A 15,887-nucleotide genomic window follows, 5' to 3' on the forward strand; every position below is an offset into this window, starting at 1 on the left:
AAAATGGGAGAAGCAATTAAAATACAAAAGGTAGGCGGACTTGCAGGAGTAAATGCTGGACAATCAGCTATTTGCACCGTTGGCACAGGACACGGGCTAAACTATCGTGGATATGATATTTATGATTTGGCACGTGAGTGTGAGTTTGAGGAAGTGGCGTATTTGCTTCTGCGGGAGAAGCTACCCAATAAGGCGGAATTAGAATCCTTTAAAAAAGAGCTTATGGCGGCTAGAGCATTGCCACAGGCACTAAAGGAGACATTAAAGCTATTGCCTAAAAACGCGCACCCTATGGATATTATGCGCACAGCTTGTTCTATGCTAGGCTGTCTTGAGAGTGAGGAATATGATCTTCATAAGCTATCATTTCCTATGCAGCAAAAAATCGCCGTGAGATTGCTAGGGATTTTCCCCTCTGTGCTGACATTTTGGCATCATTATCATCATAGTGGCAAGGAGATTAGCACACAATCAAATCAAGATTCTATTGGCGGATATTTCTTGGAGCTGCTTCATCAAAAGCCTCCAAAAGAGCTATGGGTAAAGGCTATGCACGTAAGCCTTATACTCTATGCAGAACACGAATTTAACGCAAGCACTTTTAGCGCGAGGGTGATTACTGCAACAATGTCGGATATTTATTCAGGTATTACAGGAGCGATTGGCGCATTAAGAGGACCACTACACGGCGGGGCAAACGAAGCAGCAATGGAGCTTATCACTGAATATAAAAGCCCACAAGAGGCTACACAAGGCATTTTAGATAAGTTAGCAAAGAAAGATAAAATTATGGGCTTTGGACATCGTGTGTATGTCAAGGCTGACCCGCGCAATGTGGTGATTAAAGAATGGAGCAAACGCTTAAGCGAAGATGTAGGCGATACAAAGGGCTTGTATCCTATCAGTGAAGCCATAGAAAAGGTAATGTGGGATCAAAAGAAGCTTTTCCCTAATCTTGATTTTTATAGCGCGTCTGCTTATCATTTTATGGGGATTCCTACGGCTTATTTTACACCTATTTTTATTTTCTCACGCACAGCAGGGTGGTTGGCACATATTTTTGAGCAAAGGGCAAATAATAAGCTTATCCGCCCAAGCAGCGAATATATAGGACCTGAAAACAAGGCATTTGTGCCTATAGATAAACGATAAAAAATCACACAAGGAAGATACAATGAGCGTAGATATGGGTATTTTGGAAACAAAACGACCGGAATTTGATGAGCTACTCACCAAGATTGCGCGGTATGCGTTGGAATATGAGATTACATCGCCTTTAGCGTATGAGACAGCACGATATTGTCTAATGGATACGATAGGCTGCGGACTTTTGGCATTAAACTTTCCGGCTTGCACGAAGCTTTTAGGACCTGTGGTAGAGGGAGCGGAGTTCAGACCGCTTGGTGCGAAGATTCCCGGCACAAGCTATCAGTTAGAGCCTGAACGTGCGGCATTTAATATCGGGGCGATGGTGCGATGGCTAGATTTTAACGATACGTGGCTTGCTGCGGAGTGGGGACACCCTAGTGATAATCTCGGGGCGATTTGGGCAGTAGCAGATTATCTAAGCCGCAAAAATATCGCGCAAAATAAGCCTCCTTTACTTGTCAAAGATGTGCTAAGTGCTATGATTAAGGCACACGAGATTCAAGGTATTTTGGCATTGGATAACTGCTTTAACAAAGTAGGGCTAGATCACGTCTTGCTTGTGAGGATTGCTAGCACAGCGGTAGCGTGTGTAATGCTAGGCGGGAACTTTGAAGAAGTGCGCAATGCAGTGAGCCACGCCTTTATTGATGGAGGAGCGTTAAGGACATATCGCCACGCACCTAACACAGGAAGTCGTAAAAGCTGGGCGGCAGGAGATGCGAGTTCTAGGGGAGTAAATCTTGCATTAAAGGCTTTAAGCGGTGAAATGGGTTATCCTAGTGCGCTAAGTGCTGCATTTTGGGGATTTGAAGATGTCAAGATGAAGGGGCAGAAGCTCACTATCCCTCAGGAGTTTGGTAGCTATGTGATGGAGAATGTGTTATTTAAAATCAGCTTCCCGGCAGAATTTCACGCACAAACCGCAGTAGAATGCGCTATTAAGCTACATAACGAAGTGAAAAATCGCCTTGATGAGATTGAGAAAATCATCATTACCACACAAGAATCCGGACATAGAATCATCAATAAAGTAGGACCTTTGGCAAATCCCGCCGATAGAGACCATTGCATCCAATATATGGTAGCCGTGCCGCTTGTGTATGGGGAGTTGAAGGCGGAGCATTATGAGGATTCTATCGCGCAGGATTCCCGTATTGACGCGTTGCGTGATAAGATGGTAGTGGAGGTTGATGACCGATACACAAAGGAGTATTTAGAATCCGATAAGCGCAGTATCGCTAATGCGGTGCAGATTTTCTATAAAGATGGGAGTAAGAGCCAAAAGGTAGAGGTGGAATATCCTATCGGGCATAAGAGAAGGAGAGATGAGGGGATTCCTGTGCTTATTGAGAAGTTTAAGCGCAATATCGCTCTTAAACTTAGCCCCAAAAAGTGCGCAGCTATTAATGAAATATGCGCCAATCAAAAAGCGTTAGAATCTACACCATTTCACGCCTTTAGCAATTTATTCTGGCTAGGCTAAGAATTTCAACAACACATTTAAGGAGGAAAAAAATGACTTGTGAGAAAGCCTATTGTGAGCCTCAAAACTTAGAGCAAAAAAAGCTTTTTGAGGAATATGAAAATTTTATGCGTTTTAAGCTCAACTTTGCTTTGTTTTTGAGCTTTATCATACTTGGGGCTTATTTTAGCTTTTTGGCTTTGGTGGGATTTTTTCCTGATTTTCTCGGTATTAGTATAGGAGAAAGCGCCATCACCCTGGGTATAGTTTTTGGCATTTGTGCTATTTTGCTTGGTGTGCTTGGCACTTATGTGTATAGCTTTATTGCGAATAATTTTTTAGACAAAAGACAAGAGGAATTATTAGCAAAGATGAAAGAAGCAAAGCTCATTATTTAAGGAGGTTAAAATGAAAGCATTGTTGATTTTAAGCGCCTGTTTGAGTTTGGCTTTGGGTGCTGCTTTTGATAGCGAGGCAGAGGTTGTTAAAAACGATCTCAATCTCACCGCTGTGGCGATGTTTGCCCTTTTTGTCGTGGCTACCTTAGTCATTACTTATTATTGTTCTAAAAAAACCCAAAGTGCTGAGAGCTTTTTCACTGCAGGTGGAGGAATTTCTGGCTTTCAAAATGGACTTGCTATAAGTGGAGATTATATGAGTGCAGCAGCTTTTCTAGGGCTTTCTGCTCTTATTTTTTCTTATGGCTTTGATGCTTTGATTTATCCTGTGGGCTGGACTATTGCTTGGCCTGTGATTTTATTTTTAATTGCTGAAAGGCTTAGAAATCTAGGCAAATTCACCTTCACTGATGTTATAGCTCTAAGACTTGAGGAAAAGCCTATACGTATAGTTGCTGCTTTAAGCACACTTTGCATAGTGATTTTATATCTTGTGGCTCAAATGGTAGGTGCAGGGCAGCTCATACAAACGCTTTTTGGGCTTCCTTATGCTTTAGCTGTGGTTTTAGTGGGGCTTTTGATGATGGCTTATGTGATCTTTGGAGGGATGCACGCAACAACTTGGGTGCAAATCATCAAAGCCTCGCTCTTACTTGGAGGTACTAGCTTTATGGCTTTAGTCATACTCTATCTCTCAAATTTTGACTTGAAATATTATTTTGATATGGCAATTAACAATCACCCCAAAGGCGAAGCCATAATGAAAGCCGGGACTTTCTTTAAAGATCCTATTGCTACCTTTTCTTTAGGACTTGCAGTTACCTTTGGCACAGCCGGTTTGCCTCATATTTTAATGCGTTTTTTCACGGTTAAGGATGCGAGTGAGGCTAGAAAATCCGCTTTTTGGGCAACTTGCTTTATCGCGTATTTTTTCATTTTGATGTTTGTTTTGGGTTTTGGAGCGATAGCCTTTGTTTTAGCTGATGCAAGATACATTGATGCGAGTGGGAATTTTAGCGGAGCGAGTAATATGGTGGTGATTATCTTGGCTGAGATTTTAGGCGGTAATGTGCTTTTGGGCTTTATCTCTGCTGTGGCTTTTGCGACTATTTTGGCTGTTGTCTCTGGGCTTTGCATAAGCGGAGCTGGAGCCATAGCTCACGATTTATACAATCACGCCATAAAGCAAGGCAAGGCAGATTCTAAAAGCGCTTTGAGAATCTCAAAAATCGCCACTATAGTTTTAGGGATTTTATCCATTATTCTAGGCTTTGTTTTTGAAAATCAAAATGTAGCCTTTATGGTGGGGCTTATCTTTGGCATAGCAGGGAGTGTGAATTTCCCTATCATCTTGCTGTGCTTGTATTGGCGGGGTTTGACTACAAGGGGCGTTTTCTTAGGAGGCTTACTAGGGCTTTTAGCTGTGGTTAGTTTTGTAATGTTTTCTCCTAGTATGTGGGTAAAGACCTTTGGCTTTGAGAGTGCGATTTTTCCTTATGATCATCCGGCTATTTTTTCTATACCTCTTACCTTTTTCTTGCTGTGGTTTTTCTCCATCATAGATAAAAGTAAAAGAGCTAGTATTGATAAAGAAAATTTCGCCGCCTTTGATTTTAGGGCAAAAACAGGCATAGGAGCAAATAGCGCCAATATACATTGATTCTTATACCTTTGCCAAAGTGCAAAGGTATTTATTTGTATTATTCATAATATTCAAAGTTTAAGTTTGCTATCATTTTCTATACTCTCAAATATTCCTCTTAAATATATATAAATAATGGAGACTTATAATGAGCGAAAAGCAAAGACTGCACACTACTATTTGGAAAATCGCCGATGAGCTTCGCGGCAGTGTCGATGGCTGGGATTTTAAAAACTATGTTTTAGGATTCTTATTCTATCGATTTTTATCAGAAAATTTTGTCGCTCATATTAATGAAAAACAAAGTAGCGGGGGGAGGGGGAGGGGTATTCAACTATTTAGCCCTAGAAGATGAAAAAGCTAAAGTAGCACAAGAAGCCCTCGTTAGAGAAAAGGGCTTTTTTATCCTCCCCTCCCAATGCTTCATACGCGTTTTAGATAAAGCAAAAGATTCACAAGAGTATAGAAATAATCTCAATACTACCTTAAGCGACATTTTACCTCTATTCAAGCCTCCGCTATTGGCACTCCTAGCGAGATAGCCTTCAAAGGGCTATTTAATGATATGCGCCTTAATGATACGATACTTGGCGAGAGTGTCAAAAAGCGCAATGACAAACTTTACAAAGTGATGAGTGTTATCGCTACACTAGAGCTAGGCTTTAGCCATAATAGCATTGATGCCTTTGGCGATGCCTATGAATACTTAATCGGTATGTATGCGGCAGCAGCGGGAAAAAGCGGAGGCGAGTATTTCACACCTCAAGAGGTTTCGCACTTTATGGCGCAAGTGGTCTTTTATGAGAGAAAAAAGGCAAATAAAGTCTATGATATCACTTGCGGCAGTGGCTCTTTGCTCCTGCAGTGCGAGAGAATAGGCAAAGATAGAATCTTAAAGGGATTCTACGGGCAGGAGATTAACCCCACTTCTTACAACCTCTGCCGTATGAATATGATTTTGCATGAATATCAATTTTACAAATTTTAATATCGCTTTGGGCGATACGCTTTTAGAGCCTAAACACGGCGATAGTGAGCCTTTTGATGTGATTGTGTCAAATCCGCCATTTTCTACCAAATGGGAGGGTAAGGATAATCCTTTGCTTATAAATGATGAGCGATTTGCTCCGGCGGGAGTGCTTGCTCCAAGTAGCAAGGCAGACTTTGCGTTTTTGCTTCACGGGCTATCGTGGCTCTCTCCCTCTGGCATTATGGCAATCGTAATGTTCCCAGGTGTGTGCTATCGCGGCGGTGCAGAGCGGCAAATCCGCAAATATCTAATCGATAATAATTTCATCGATAGCGTGATTACCCTGCCGCCTAATCTCTTTTTTGGTAATAGTATTTCTGCTTGTATCATCGTGCTAAAGAAAAATAAGCCTGATACTTCCGTGCTTTTCATCAATGGCAGCGAGGAATATGCAAAAGCGACTAATAAGAATAAGCTCTCCCCACAAAATATAGACAATCTCCTTAAATTTTACACACAAAGGGCAGATGTGCCTTTTGTGTGTAAGGTGGCAAGCTATGAGGAGATAGCCACTAATGACTATAATCTAAGCCCTTCAAGCTACATCGAGGCAAAGGATACGCGCGAAAGGGTGGATATTAAGGAGCTAAATGCTGAGATTAAGGAGATTGTAGAAAGACAAGCAGCTTTAAGAGCACAGATTGATGCCATAGTCGCAGATTTGGAGGGCTAACCCCATCCTGTCATTGCGAACGCAGTGAAGTAATCCACGCCTTTAGTCATTACGAGGAAGTGCGAAGCACAACGAAGCAATCCATACATAAAATAAAAGGAGTGGCAAATGAATAGCATAGAGAAACTTATACAAGAGCTTTGCTCTAATGGCGTGGAGTTTAAGGCACTTTGGGAGATAACTCATTTAAGGGCAGGAGATAGAATTATAAAATCAATGATGAAAGATAATGAAAAATATCCTGTTTATGGCGGAGGTGTAGAACCCACAGGCTATTACCACGAATTTAATTTTAAAAATGCCATTACTATTGCAAGGGCTGGAAGTGCTGGTTCTGTGGGTTGGCAGGAAAAAGAATTTTGGGCTACTGATGTATGTTTTGTCGCAAGTAGCCGTCATTGCGAGGACTACAGGACGAAGCAATCCATAAAAGAAAATCACAAGGCGGATTCTATGGATTGCCACGAATCTGCTTCCGCAGATTCTCGCAATGACAAAATCTCTATCAAATTTGTTTATTATTATTTAAAAGCAAACGAATATGAACTAAAACAGCATTTATATGGTGGTTCTATGCCAAAACTTAATAAAAAATATTTGTGGGATTTCCCTATTCCCCTGCCGCCCTTAGAGATTCAAGAAAAAATCGTGGAGATTTTAGATAGCTTTACAGAATTAGAGAAAGAATTAGAATCTCGCAAAAAGCAGTATGAATATTATCGTAATACACTTTTAAGCTTTGATGAGCTAGAGAGACGCACTCTCCTCTCATTGCGAGGAAGTGCGAAGCACAACAAAGCAATCTATAAAATCAATGTAATGGATTGCCACAGCCCTAAAGGGCTTCGCAATGACAGAATCCCGCCCGTTATTGCGAAGGAGCAAAGCGAGTGCGGCAATCCACATAATGAACCCCTTGTGAAAATGGTAAGCTTGGGGGAAGTGTGCGAGGAAGTATCTAACATAAAATGGAAAGAAAATAAAGATAAGAATTTTTACTATGTTGATTTAAATTCTGTCAATAGGGATAATTGCAAAATTGAGGAAACACAAATTATTAACCATACTAACGCACCAAGCAGGGCACAACAAGTTATTAAAGAGGGAGATGTGATTTTTGGCACTACAAGACCTACATTAAAAAGATATTGCTACATTACAAAAAACTATGATGAACAAATTTGTAGCACAGGCTTTTGTGTGTTTCGTGTAAATAAAAATGAGATTTTAGAAAAATGGATATTTTTTAACTTAACTACAAATGATTTTTATGAATATGTAGAAAAATATCAGCAAGGGGCAAGTTACCCAAGCATTTCAGATTCTATATTAAAAAAATTTCAAATCCCCCTGCCGCCTTTAAAAGTGCAGGAGGAAATCGTAGAAATTTTAGATAGCTTTGATAGCTTGGTCAATGATATAAGCATAGGAATCCCCGCAGAGATAAAGGCAAGAAAAGCACAATATGGGTATTATAGGGAGCAATTACTTAGCTTTAAGGAGGCATAATCTGTCATTGCGAGGAATGAACGAAGTGAGAGACGAAGCAATCCATATATAAACAAAAGAAAGGACTAACCTTGAAAAAAGCCTATGTGTATATACTTTTTTTCTAAAGCCAATGGCACACTTTATACAGGTGTAACAAGTGATTTGCCTAAAAGAATTTATGAGCATAAAAACAAAATCACAAAGGGCTTTAGTGCAAAATATAATGTTGATAAATTGGGATATTATGAAATATATGATGATATAAAAGACGCTATTGCAAGAGAAAAGCAAATCAAAGCTGGAAGCAGGCAGAAAAAGCTTGATTTGATAGAGAGTTTCAATCCACAATGGGAGGATTTATATGAAAGTTTATTGTAGCTGTCATTGCGAGGCAGTGTGAAGCACAACGAAGTAATCTATAAAAAGAATAATAGATTACTTCGCTATGCCCGTAATGACGAAATAGATTGCCACGAAAGCCCTGCGGACTTTCTCGCAATGACAAGGAGCAAATGACAATGAAAAGCTTACAAAAGCAAACAAATATGTTATAATCACATACAAATTCATACAAAAGGATAGATTATGACTTCATTAGTGCAGTTTAGAATGGATAGCAACGATAAAGAGCTTTTGGAAACAATGCTTAAAGATATGGGGCTTGATTTGGGCACGGCTTTTAGAATCTTTGCCGCAAAGGTGCTAAAAACAGGTGAGATACCCTTTCAAATCAGCACAAATATCGACCCTGACACGATGGAAACAGAAGCAAACAAAAGAGCTTATAAAAAGGCTTTAAAAGAGCTAGAAAATGGTGAAACGATAAGCCACGAGGAGCTAAAAAAGGAATTGGGCTTATGAATTTTGATATAAAATATAGTAGAGCTGTAAAGAAATTTTTACATAAGCATCGCGATTTAGCTCCTAAAATCATTGATTGCTTAGAGCAAATCGCGCAAAATCCATACTCAAATACCCTTGATATAAAAAAGCTGCAGCATACGACAAATTGCTTTCGCTTGAGGATTGGCAAATATAGAATCCTCTATGAGATAAGAGATGAAGAAATACTCATCTATGCTTATGATGCAGATAGCAGAGGCGATGTGTATAAATGAGGCTTTAGCTAAAAACAATAAAAGATTCTAAAGGAGGCTTGAAAAATTAGTTTGTATTAGAATCGAGATTTGCGCGGGTAGCGGGTGAATTTGCTGGTGCAAATGCACGCCACGAGGCTAAAGCCTCTCGCAATGACGGACAAAATTGTCATTGCGAGGGAGTGTAACGACCGAAGCAATCTATAAAATCAATGTAATGGATTGCCACAGCCCTAAAGGGCTTCGTAATGACAGCAAAAGCCTAGGTTGCCACGAATCTGCTTTTGCAGTTTCTCACAATGACAAAAAAAGTTAGATTGTCGCGGCGATTCTGCTTCGCAATGACGCAATAAGCTATGCGGCAAAGCCTTGCGATGACATATTCAAACCAAAGGAGCAAAAATGCAATCACTTGAGCGAATTATGCAAGATGAACGCTCTACACTTGTGGCGCAATACACACCATCAAAGCACACAAATAGCGGCTATCAAAGCGAAGCGGCTTTAGAAGCGGAGTTTATAGCCATCTTAGAATCGCAAGGCTATGAATATGTGCCTATTAAGAGTGAGGAGGCATTGATAGAGAATCTTAAAAAGCAGCTTGAAGCCCTTAATAACATCACTTTTAGCCCGAGTGAATGGCAGAGGTTTTTTAAAGAAGTGCTATGCCGCGCGAGTGATGGGATTATCGAAAAGACGACATTAATACAAGAGCAAGAAATCCAAGTGCTTAAACGCGATGATGGGCGTGAGATTAATATCAAACTGCTTGATAAAAATCATATTTATAATAACCGTCTGCAAGTGATTAATCAATACGCGGTAGAGGGAGGGCGGAAAAATCGCTATGATGTGAGTGTGCTTGTCAATGGACTGCCTTTGGTGCATATCGAGCTAAAACGGCGGGGTGTGCATATCAAAGAGGCGTTTAATCAAATCTCGCGTTATGGCAGGGAGAGCTTTTGGGCGGGGAATGGGTTATTTGAATTTGTGCAGATTTTTGTTATTAGCAATGGCACTTACACAAAGTATTATGCCAATACGACAAGAGAATCTCATCTCAAAGACAAAAATGATATAAAAGTGCAAAAAAGCGGTCATAGCTTTGAATTTACATCATTTTGGGCGGATTTGAAAAATAATCCTATCAGTGATTTATGCGATTTTGCAAAGACATTTTTTTTGCTAAACATACACTTTTGCGTATTCTCTGTCGGTATTGCGTGTTTGATGTGGATAGAAAGCTGCTTGTCCTGCGACCTTATCAAATCGCCGCTACGGAGAAAATCTTGCAAAAAATCGCTATGAGCTATCATCATAAGCTTTATGGGTGCAGGGCACAAAGTGGAGGGTATATCTGGCATACCACAGGGAGTGGCAAGACACTTACAAGCTTTAAGGTCGCGCAACTTGCAAGTGGCTTTAAGGAGATTTATAAGGTGCTTTTTGTCGTGGATAGAAAGGACTTAGACTATCAAAGTATAAAAGAATATGATAGATTCCAAAAGGGCGCGGTAGATTCTACCAAAAATACAAAAGTGCTTTCTCAAAAACTCCATAATGATGAGAGCAGAATCATCGTAACGACTATTCAAAAACTCGCAAGATTTGTCCAGCAGCATAAAGATGATAAAAGCGCGGTATTTGATAAGCATATAGTGATTATCTTTGATGAATGCCATCGAAGTCAGTTTGGGGAAATGCACGGGCTTATTAAAAAGCATTTTAAAAAATATTATCTCTTTGGATTCACAGGCACGCCGATTTTTGCTCAAAATGCCAATGGGATTGAGACGACACAAAGTGTTTTTGGAGAGCAGCTCCATACATATAGCATAATCCACGCAATTAGGGATAAGAATGTTCTGCCCTTCCGCGTGGCATACATCTCTACGATAAAGCAAAAAGAGGATATAGAGGATAAAAAGGTATATGCAATCAATAAAGATGAGCTACTGCTATCAAATGAACGGATTCAAAAGATAGTCTCTTATATTTTAGAGCATTTTGATGTGCAAACCAAGCGCGATAAAATCTATACGAGCAAAGATAACTCAATGAAGGGCTTTAACAGCCTTTTTGCGACGTTTTCTATCGAAGCGGCAATTGCGTATTACAAAGAGTTTAAGCGGCAAAATGAATGCTTAGAGAAGCATAAGCAGCTTAAAATCGGGCTTATTTATAGCTTTGGCGCAAATGAAGAGGCACGGGCAGATATTGATGGGGTGGGCATTGATGAAGAAAATAGCGATGAGACAATAGGGCTTGAAAAGAGTCAAAGGGATTTTTTAGAATCTGCCATAAGCGATTATAATGCAATGTTTAAACAAAGCTTTGATGCAAGTGCGGAGAAGTTTGCAAATTATTATAAAGACATCAGCAAAAGGCTCAAAGAGCGGGAGATTGACTTAGTGATTGTGGTTAATATGTTTTTGACAGGCTTTGATGCGACTACGCTCAATACGCTTTGGGTGGATAAGAATCTTAAATATCACGGACTGCTTCAGGCGTATTCTAGGACAAATAGAATCTTAAATGCAGTAAAGACATTTGGGAATATCGTATGTTTCCGTGATCTTAAAGAAGCCACAGATAAGAGCCTTATGCTTTTTGGTGATGAAAATGCGCAAAAAATGGTGTTTTTGCGGAGTTTTGAGGAATATTATTATGGCTATGATGAGAATGGCACATATCATAAGTGTTATGCAGAGCTTGTAGAGAGCTTGAGGGCAGATTTTGCATTAGAGCATATTTTGGAAAAGTTGCCTTTACAGACACAGCAAAAAGCTTTTATAGAGCTTTTTTCACATATTTTAAAAAGTAAAAATATTTTATCTTGCTTTGATGAGTTTATGGGCAAGGAGATTCTCACACAGAGGGAATGGCAGGATTATCAAAGTCATTATATTGATATATACACAGCTTACAAGAAGGAGCTTGAAGAGCGGGAGAGTGTGCTTGAAGTAGAGCTGATCAAGCAAATAGAGGCAAATCTCGAATATATAATCGAGCTTATTCGTATATCGCATAAGGATAATAGGCTTGATAGGGCATTTTCATTAAGTATTGAAAAATCTATCGATTCGAGCATAGAATTAAGAAATAAAAAAGATTTGATATTAAGCTTTCTTGCCTCGCTCTCACCCCAAAGTGATGTGGATAAGGCATTAGAAGCCTTTATCGCACAAAAGAAACAAGAGGAGCTAGAGGCGATTATCACAGCGGAAAATCTAAAGCCCACAGAGACAAGAGCATTTGTGAGAAAAGCTTTTGAGCTAGATTCTATGAGTGAGTATGGCACATCTTTTAGCGAGATTTTGCCCCCAAGAGATTATTTTAGTCCCCACACGCAAGAGAATCATACGCATATTTTTACACGGCTTTATACGTTTTTTGAAAGTTTTAGGGGTTTTAAAATTTCGGCTTAAGGTTATCGATATTTAGCGACTTGTTTGCATTATAAAATAAGCGTGAAATTTAAGGATTATCATTGCCCGTGTATAGGGTGATGCTTTAATCCTTTTCAAAACACAACCCACTATATTGATATACAGATATATCCCTATGAAAAGGAATCATAGAACTATCAAAAGGATCTTTCCATTCATCTACTAATCTATATCCACGTGAAGTAAAGAATCCTATAAACTCATCTCTATTAAAAATATAGAGTGGCAAGTAATATTGATTAAGAGCATTTTGAAGTGTTATGAAAGTGTGAGTTTTACTTTGAAGGGGAATGCGCGTAAGCAAAATGTGTGTAGCCCCCCCCCCGCTGCTTAATAGAGCAAACTTATCAAGTAGCTCCCAAATATTTTTTACGTATTGAAAGGCAGATGAACTAAGGAGTATGTTTGATGGACTAAGATTTGTGCTAAAGCTAAGATTCTCTATTTTAAGCTCTTTTGTCATCGCATTCCCTACACTTACATTAGATTCTAACTCTACTACCTCCCATTGAGGTTTAAGAGCATTATATGAAGTATAGGCAAAATAATGTCTTCCATTTGCTCCACCAAAATCACATACTTTTGCCTTTGGATTTTGAGCTAAGATTCTATCAAGATGAAAAAAGAGAGGATATTCTGTATCTACTAAAGCAATAGGTTTTTTAAACATTTCACACCAAGATTGCAATATATCTTGTGGTGTATCTATATAACCTTTATTTCTTCCTTTAGTCTTAGGCATACACTCAAGTGCTTCTTCAAAGCTAGTATATACTCCACGATAAGCAATATAAGCATTAGGAAAATGCAAATAATGATATATATCCTTACAAAAGTTCAATAAAGATTTTAGAATCTTTTTCATATATGTTCCTTTTTGAGATGAATTTGAGGCAAAGTAGTTTTAAGGGAATTGTAGCATATTATTTTCGATACAAAGCTATGTAGAATCTGCAGTGATTCTAAGTGAGCTTTTAGAGTGTTTATGTGATAATCCGCGCTTCTATTTTTGCATACCTTAAGGAACAATAATGTCGCAAGAACTTTACCTACAAGATGATACCCTCATTATCTCCAAAACAGATTTAAAGGGTTGTATTACGTATGGCAATGATGATTTTGTATATTTTAGCGAGTTCAAAGAAGAAGAATTTTTAGGCAAGAAACATAATCTCATTCGGCATAAAGATATGCCTCGCATTGCTTTTAAACTCTTATGGGAAAATATACAAAATGGCAAAGAATTTTTTGCATTTGTGAAAAATACCTCACGTAATGGACGTGCTTATTGGGTTTTTGCAAATATCACTCCTTCTTATGACAAGCAAAATAATATTATTGGTTATTATTCTGTGCGTCGCCGCCCTAGTAAAGAAGGTGTGGCTTTTATGAACGATATGTATGCTAAACTGTCTCAGGCAGAATCTCAAGGTGGCGTGCAAGCTTCTCTTACGCTGCTTACAAATACTTTGCAAGAAGCCAATATTAGCTATGATGAATTAGTGATTAATCTACAAAATACAGGTAAAACACAAGGGTATCATTAGGATTGATTGTTTTTATATTACGACAAAATCGCCGCATTTGCACGAAGTGCAATAGCAAAGGCATAATAGAATCTCATTGTATAAACAAAGGAGAAATATGCTTATTGCCGCTTATAAGCCACCATTTATGAGCTCCAATGCTTACCTTTCATCGCTTAAAAAGCGTTTTCATATATCAAAAGCAGGGTATCTTGGCACACTTGATCCTTTTGCAAAAGGCACGCTTGTGGTGGGATTTGGGAGCTATACGCGGCTCTTTATGTATTTGCAGAAATCCCCTAAGACATATAGGGCAACTCTATGGCTTGGGGCGTATTCTAGGAGCTTAGATATAGAGCATATAGAATCTGTAAAGGTTATTAATACCTATCCACAAGCACACATAGAGGGGATTCTAAATGGGTTGCAAGGCAAACATACATATACCCCACCACTTTTTAGCGCAAAGCATATCAATGGCAAAAGAGCCTATCAACTTGCTAGAGCGGGAGAAAGCTTCTCTCTCTCGCAAGTGCAAATGGAGATTTATCATATAAAACTTTTATCCTATTGTCATCCTTTTGTGCATTTTGAGGTAAGCGTGAGTGAGGGAGGGTATGTGCGGAGTATTGGCGAGATGATAGCACAACATTTAGGTGTAAATGGCACATTATCAAGCTTAGAGCGGATCAGTGAGGGTGCGATGGCAGTAAATCAAAGTGAAGGTATAAGAATCTTAAATCCGCTAGATTATCTCCCATACGCAAAGATTAAATCTACATCGCTTTGTGCGCAAGATGTGGCTAATGGGAAAAAGATTTGCTTAAAAAATACACGAAAAGGTAAATATATAGTGTGTTTTGAGGATTTTTTCTCTATAATTGAGGTTTTGGAAAATAGCAGTATCAAATATATTTTAAATAGGATAGAGTATGCTCATACTTTCACGCAAACAAGAGGATAGCGTTATTATCGGCGATGATATAGAAATAAAGGTTATTTCTATTGACAAAAATAGTGTGCGTTTGGGCTTTTCCGCACCAGAATCTTGTGTGATTTTGCGTGGTGAGCTTAAAGAGGCGATTACCTCTGCTAATAAACAAGCCTCACAAGATACTGATAACACTACTCTTACGCAGATTCACACACTCCTTAATATAAAAAAAGAAACGAGATAAGTAGTGAATCTTATCATCTATCCTAAACTCAATATTTTTCTTAAAATTATTGGATATAAAGAAGGCTTTCATCAGCTCAATTCACGCTTTGTGCAAGCTATCGGAGAAGTCTATGATGAAATGCAGATAAGCTCATCATCTCGCTTTATGCTAATGGGAGATTTTGGCTGTGAAATGCAGGATAATCTCATTTATAAAGCAAAATGTGCAATGGAGGATTTTTTATCCGCACGGGGTAAAGAAACAAAGGGCTTGCAATCACTCAAAATAGAAGTGCAAAAGGTTATCCCCAAAGGTGCGGGGCTTGGCGGTGGCAGTGGCAATGCGGGAGCATTTTTACGAGGGGTAAATGCTTTTTTGGAGCTTGGATTAAGCGATGTAGAGCTAATCCACATAGCACAAGAGGTGGGGGCTGATGTGAGCTTTTTTGCAAGTGGGGTAAAGAGTGCAAATGTGAGTGGTAGGGGCGAATGCATAGAGCCTTTTATAGAATCTCCACTCAAGTATGACATTTACACACCTCCTATTTCTTGTGATACAGCGAAGGTGTATCAAAGCTATAAAGATTCTATAAAATCGCAAAAATGCCATTATAGTAAGCCCACAACGCAATGGTTTACCCTCACAAGTAAGGATTTACTCCATTTATCGCATTTGCGCGAAGAACTCAATGATTTGTTTTTAAGTGCTACTTTCCTCTATCCTGCGCTTAAAGATATTGCTTTAGATTTGGGTGAGGGGTGGTATTTTAGCGGAAGTGGCAGTAGCTTTTTTAGGATAAGGGCTTAAAGA

At 39.1% G+C, this 15,887-nt stretch carries 15 protein-coding genes and 1 pseudogene; 15 read left to right on the forward strand and 1 reads right to left on the reverse strand.

The window, feature by feature from the left end:
• Positions 1 to 3 precede the first annotated feature (3 nt).
• From prpC to V3I05_RS09350, 11 genes and pseudogenes are all read left to right on the forward strand, one after another.
• The gene (gene prpC / locus V3I05_RS09300) at positions 4 to 1,152 is read left to right on the forward strand and encodes a bifunctional 2-methylcitrate synthase/citrate synthase (protein ID WP_300448217.1); all 1,149 of its coding nucleotides are present in this window, start codon (positions 4 to 6) and stop codon (positions 1,150 to 1,152) included.
• Between the two features lie 22 nt (positions 1,153 to 1,174).
• A complete protein-coding gene (gene prpD / locus V3I05_RS09305; protein ID WP_343353412.1) occupies positions 1,175 to 2,632 on the forward strand; it encodes a 2-methylcitrate dehydratase in 1,458 nt (485 codons plus the stop codon).
• A 32-nt stretch (positions 2,633 to 2,664) separates the two neighbouring features.
• Positions 2,665 to 3,009 carry a DUF485 domain-containing protein gene (locus tag V3I05_RS09310; protein WP_295701535.1) on the forward strand — a complete coding sequence of 115 codons (345 nt, stop codon included), beginning with the start codon at positions 2,665 to 2,667 and terminating at the stop codon, positions 3,007 to 3,009.
• A gap of 10 nt (positions 3,010 to 3,019) precedes the next feature.
• Positions 3,020 to 4,669: a cation/acetate symporter ActP gene (gene actP, locus V3I05_RS09315; protein ID WP_300448212.1), complete on the forward strand. Its 1,650-nt coding sequence runs from the start codon at positions 3,020 to 3,022 to the stop codon at positions 4,667 to 4,669.
• Positions 4,670 to 4,799: 130 nt separating this feature from the next.
• Positions 4,800 to 6,354 (forward strand): annotated as a pseudogene (locus V3I05_RS09320) (type I restriction-modification system subunit M).
• Positions 6,355 to 6,462: 108 nt separating this feature from the next.
• Positions 6,463 to 7,863 carry a restriction endonuclease subunit S gene (locus V3I05_RS09325; RefSeq protein WP_343353413.1) on the forward strand — a complete coding sequence of 467 codons (1,401 nt, stop codon included), beginning with the start codon at positions 6,463 to 6,465 and terminating at the stop codon, positions 7,861 to 7,863.
• Between the two features lie 84 nt (positions 7,864 to 7,947).
• Positions 7,948 to 8,223: a GIY-YIG nuclease family protein gene (locus V3I05_RS09330; RefSeq protein ID WP_300448207.1), complete on the forward strand. Its 276-nt coding sequence runs from the start codon at positions 7,948 to 7,950 to the stop codon at positions 8,221 to 8,223.
• A gap of 207 nt (positions 8,224 to 8,430) precedes the next feature.
• A complete protein-coding gene (locus V3I05_RS09335; RefSeq protein WP_295701526.1) occupies positions 8,431 to 8,706 on the forward strand; it encodes a type II toxin-antitoxin system RelB/DinJ family antitoxin in 276 nt (91 codons plus the stop codon).
• On the forward strand, positions 8,703 to 8,963 hold the full coding sequence (locus V3I05_RS09340; protein WP_295701523.1) for a type II toxin-antitoxin system RelE family toxin: 261 nt from the start codon (positions 8,703 to 8,705) through the stop codon (positions 8,961 to 8,963). The genes V3I05_RS09335 and V3I05_RS09340 overlap by 4 nt, the downstream gene beginning before the upstream one ends.
• Before the next feature lie 381 nt (positions 8,964 to 9,344).
• The gene (locus V3I05_RS09345) at positions 9,345 to 10,250 is read left to right on the forward strand and encodes a type I restriction endonuclease (RefSeq protein WP_343353415.1); all 906 of its coding nucleotides are present in this window, start codon (positions 9,345 to 9,347) and stop codon (positions 10,248 to 10,250) included.
• Positions 10,142 to 12,370, forward strand: a complete 2,229-nt coding sequence (locus tag V3I05_RS09350; RefSeq protein WP_343353417.1) for a type I restriction endonuclease subunit R — start codon at positions 10,142 to 10,144, stop codon at positions 12,368 to 12,370. Before V3I05_RS09345 ends, V3I05_RS09350 begins: the two co-directional genes overlap by 109 nt.
• 85 nt (positions 12,371 to 12,455) lie before the next feature.
• On the opposite strand, the gene V3I05_RS09355 is transcribed toward V3I05_RS09350, so the two are convergent.
• Positions 12,456 to 13,256: a methyltransferase, TIGR04325 family gene (locus tag V3I05_RS09355; protein ID WP_343353419.1), complete on the reverse strand. Its 801-nt coding sequence runs from the start codon at positions 13,254 to 13,256 to the stop codon at positions 12,456 to 12,458.
• 166 nt (positions 13,257 to 13,422) lie between these two features.
• Between V3I05_RS09355 and V3I05_RS09360 the strand changes: the two genes are divergently transcribed.
• The 4 genes from V3I05_RS09360 to V3I05_RS09375 all read left to right on the forward strand — a co-directional run bounded on the left by V3I05_RS09360 (position 13,423) and on the right by V3I05_RS09375 (position 15,884).
• Positions 13,423 to 13,938 carry a PAS domain-containing protein gene (locus V3I05_RS09360; RefSeq protein ID WP_300448374.1) on the forward strand — a complete coding sequence of 172 codons (516 nt, stop codon included), beginning with the start codon at positions 13,423 to 13,425 and terminating at the stop codon, positions 13,936 to 13,938.
• Positions 13,939 to 14,035: 97 nt separating this feature from the next.
• Entirely contained in the window at positions 14,036 to 14,881 is an 846-nt protein-coding gene (truB, locus tag V3I05_RS09365) for a tRNA pseudouridine(55) synthase TruB (protein WP_343353421.1), read from the forward strand.
• Positions 14,850 to 15,095: a carbon storage regulator gene (locus V3I05_RS09370; RefSeq protein ID WP_300448368.1), complete on the forward strand. Its 246-nt coding sequence runs from the start codon at positions 14,850 to 14,852 to the stop codon at positions 15,093 to 15,095. Before truB ends, V3I05_RS09370 begins: the two co-directional genes overlap by 32 nt.
• 3 nt (positions 15,096 to 15,098) lie before the next feature.
• Positions 15,099 to 15,884 carry a 4-(cytidine 5'-diphospho)-2-C-methyl-D-erythritol kinase gene (locus V3I05_RS09375; RefSeq protein WP_343353423.1) on the forward strand — a complete coding sequence of 262 codons (786 nt, stop codon included), beginning with the start codon at positions 15,099 to 15,101 and terminating at the stop codon, positions 15,882 to 15,884.
• Positions 15,885 to 15,887: the final 3 nt, after the last annotated feature.

The organism is Helicobacter mastomyrinus, assembly GCF_039555295.1.
GTDB classification, from domain to species: domain Bacteria; phylum Campylobacterota; class Campylobacteria; order Campylobacterales; family Helicobacteraceae; genus Helicobacter_C; species Helicobacter_C mastomyrinus.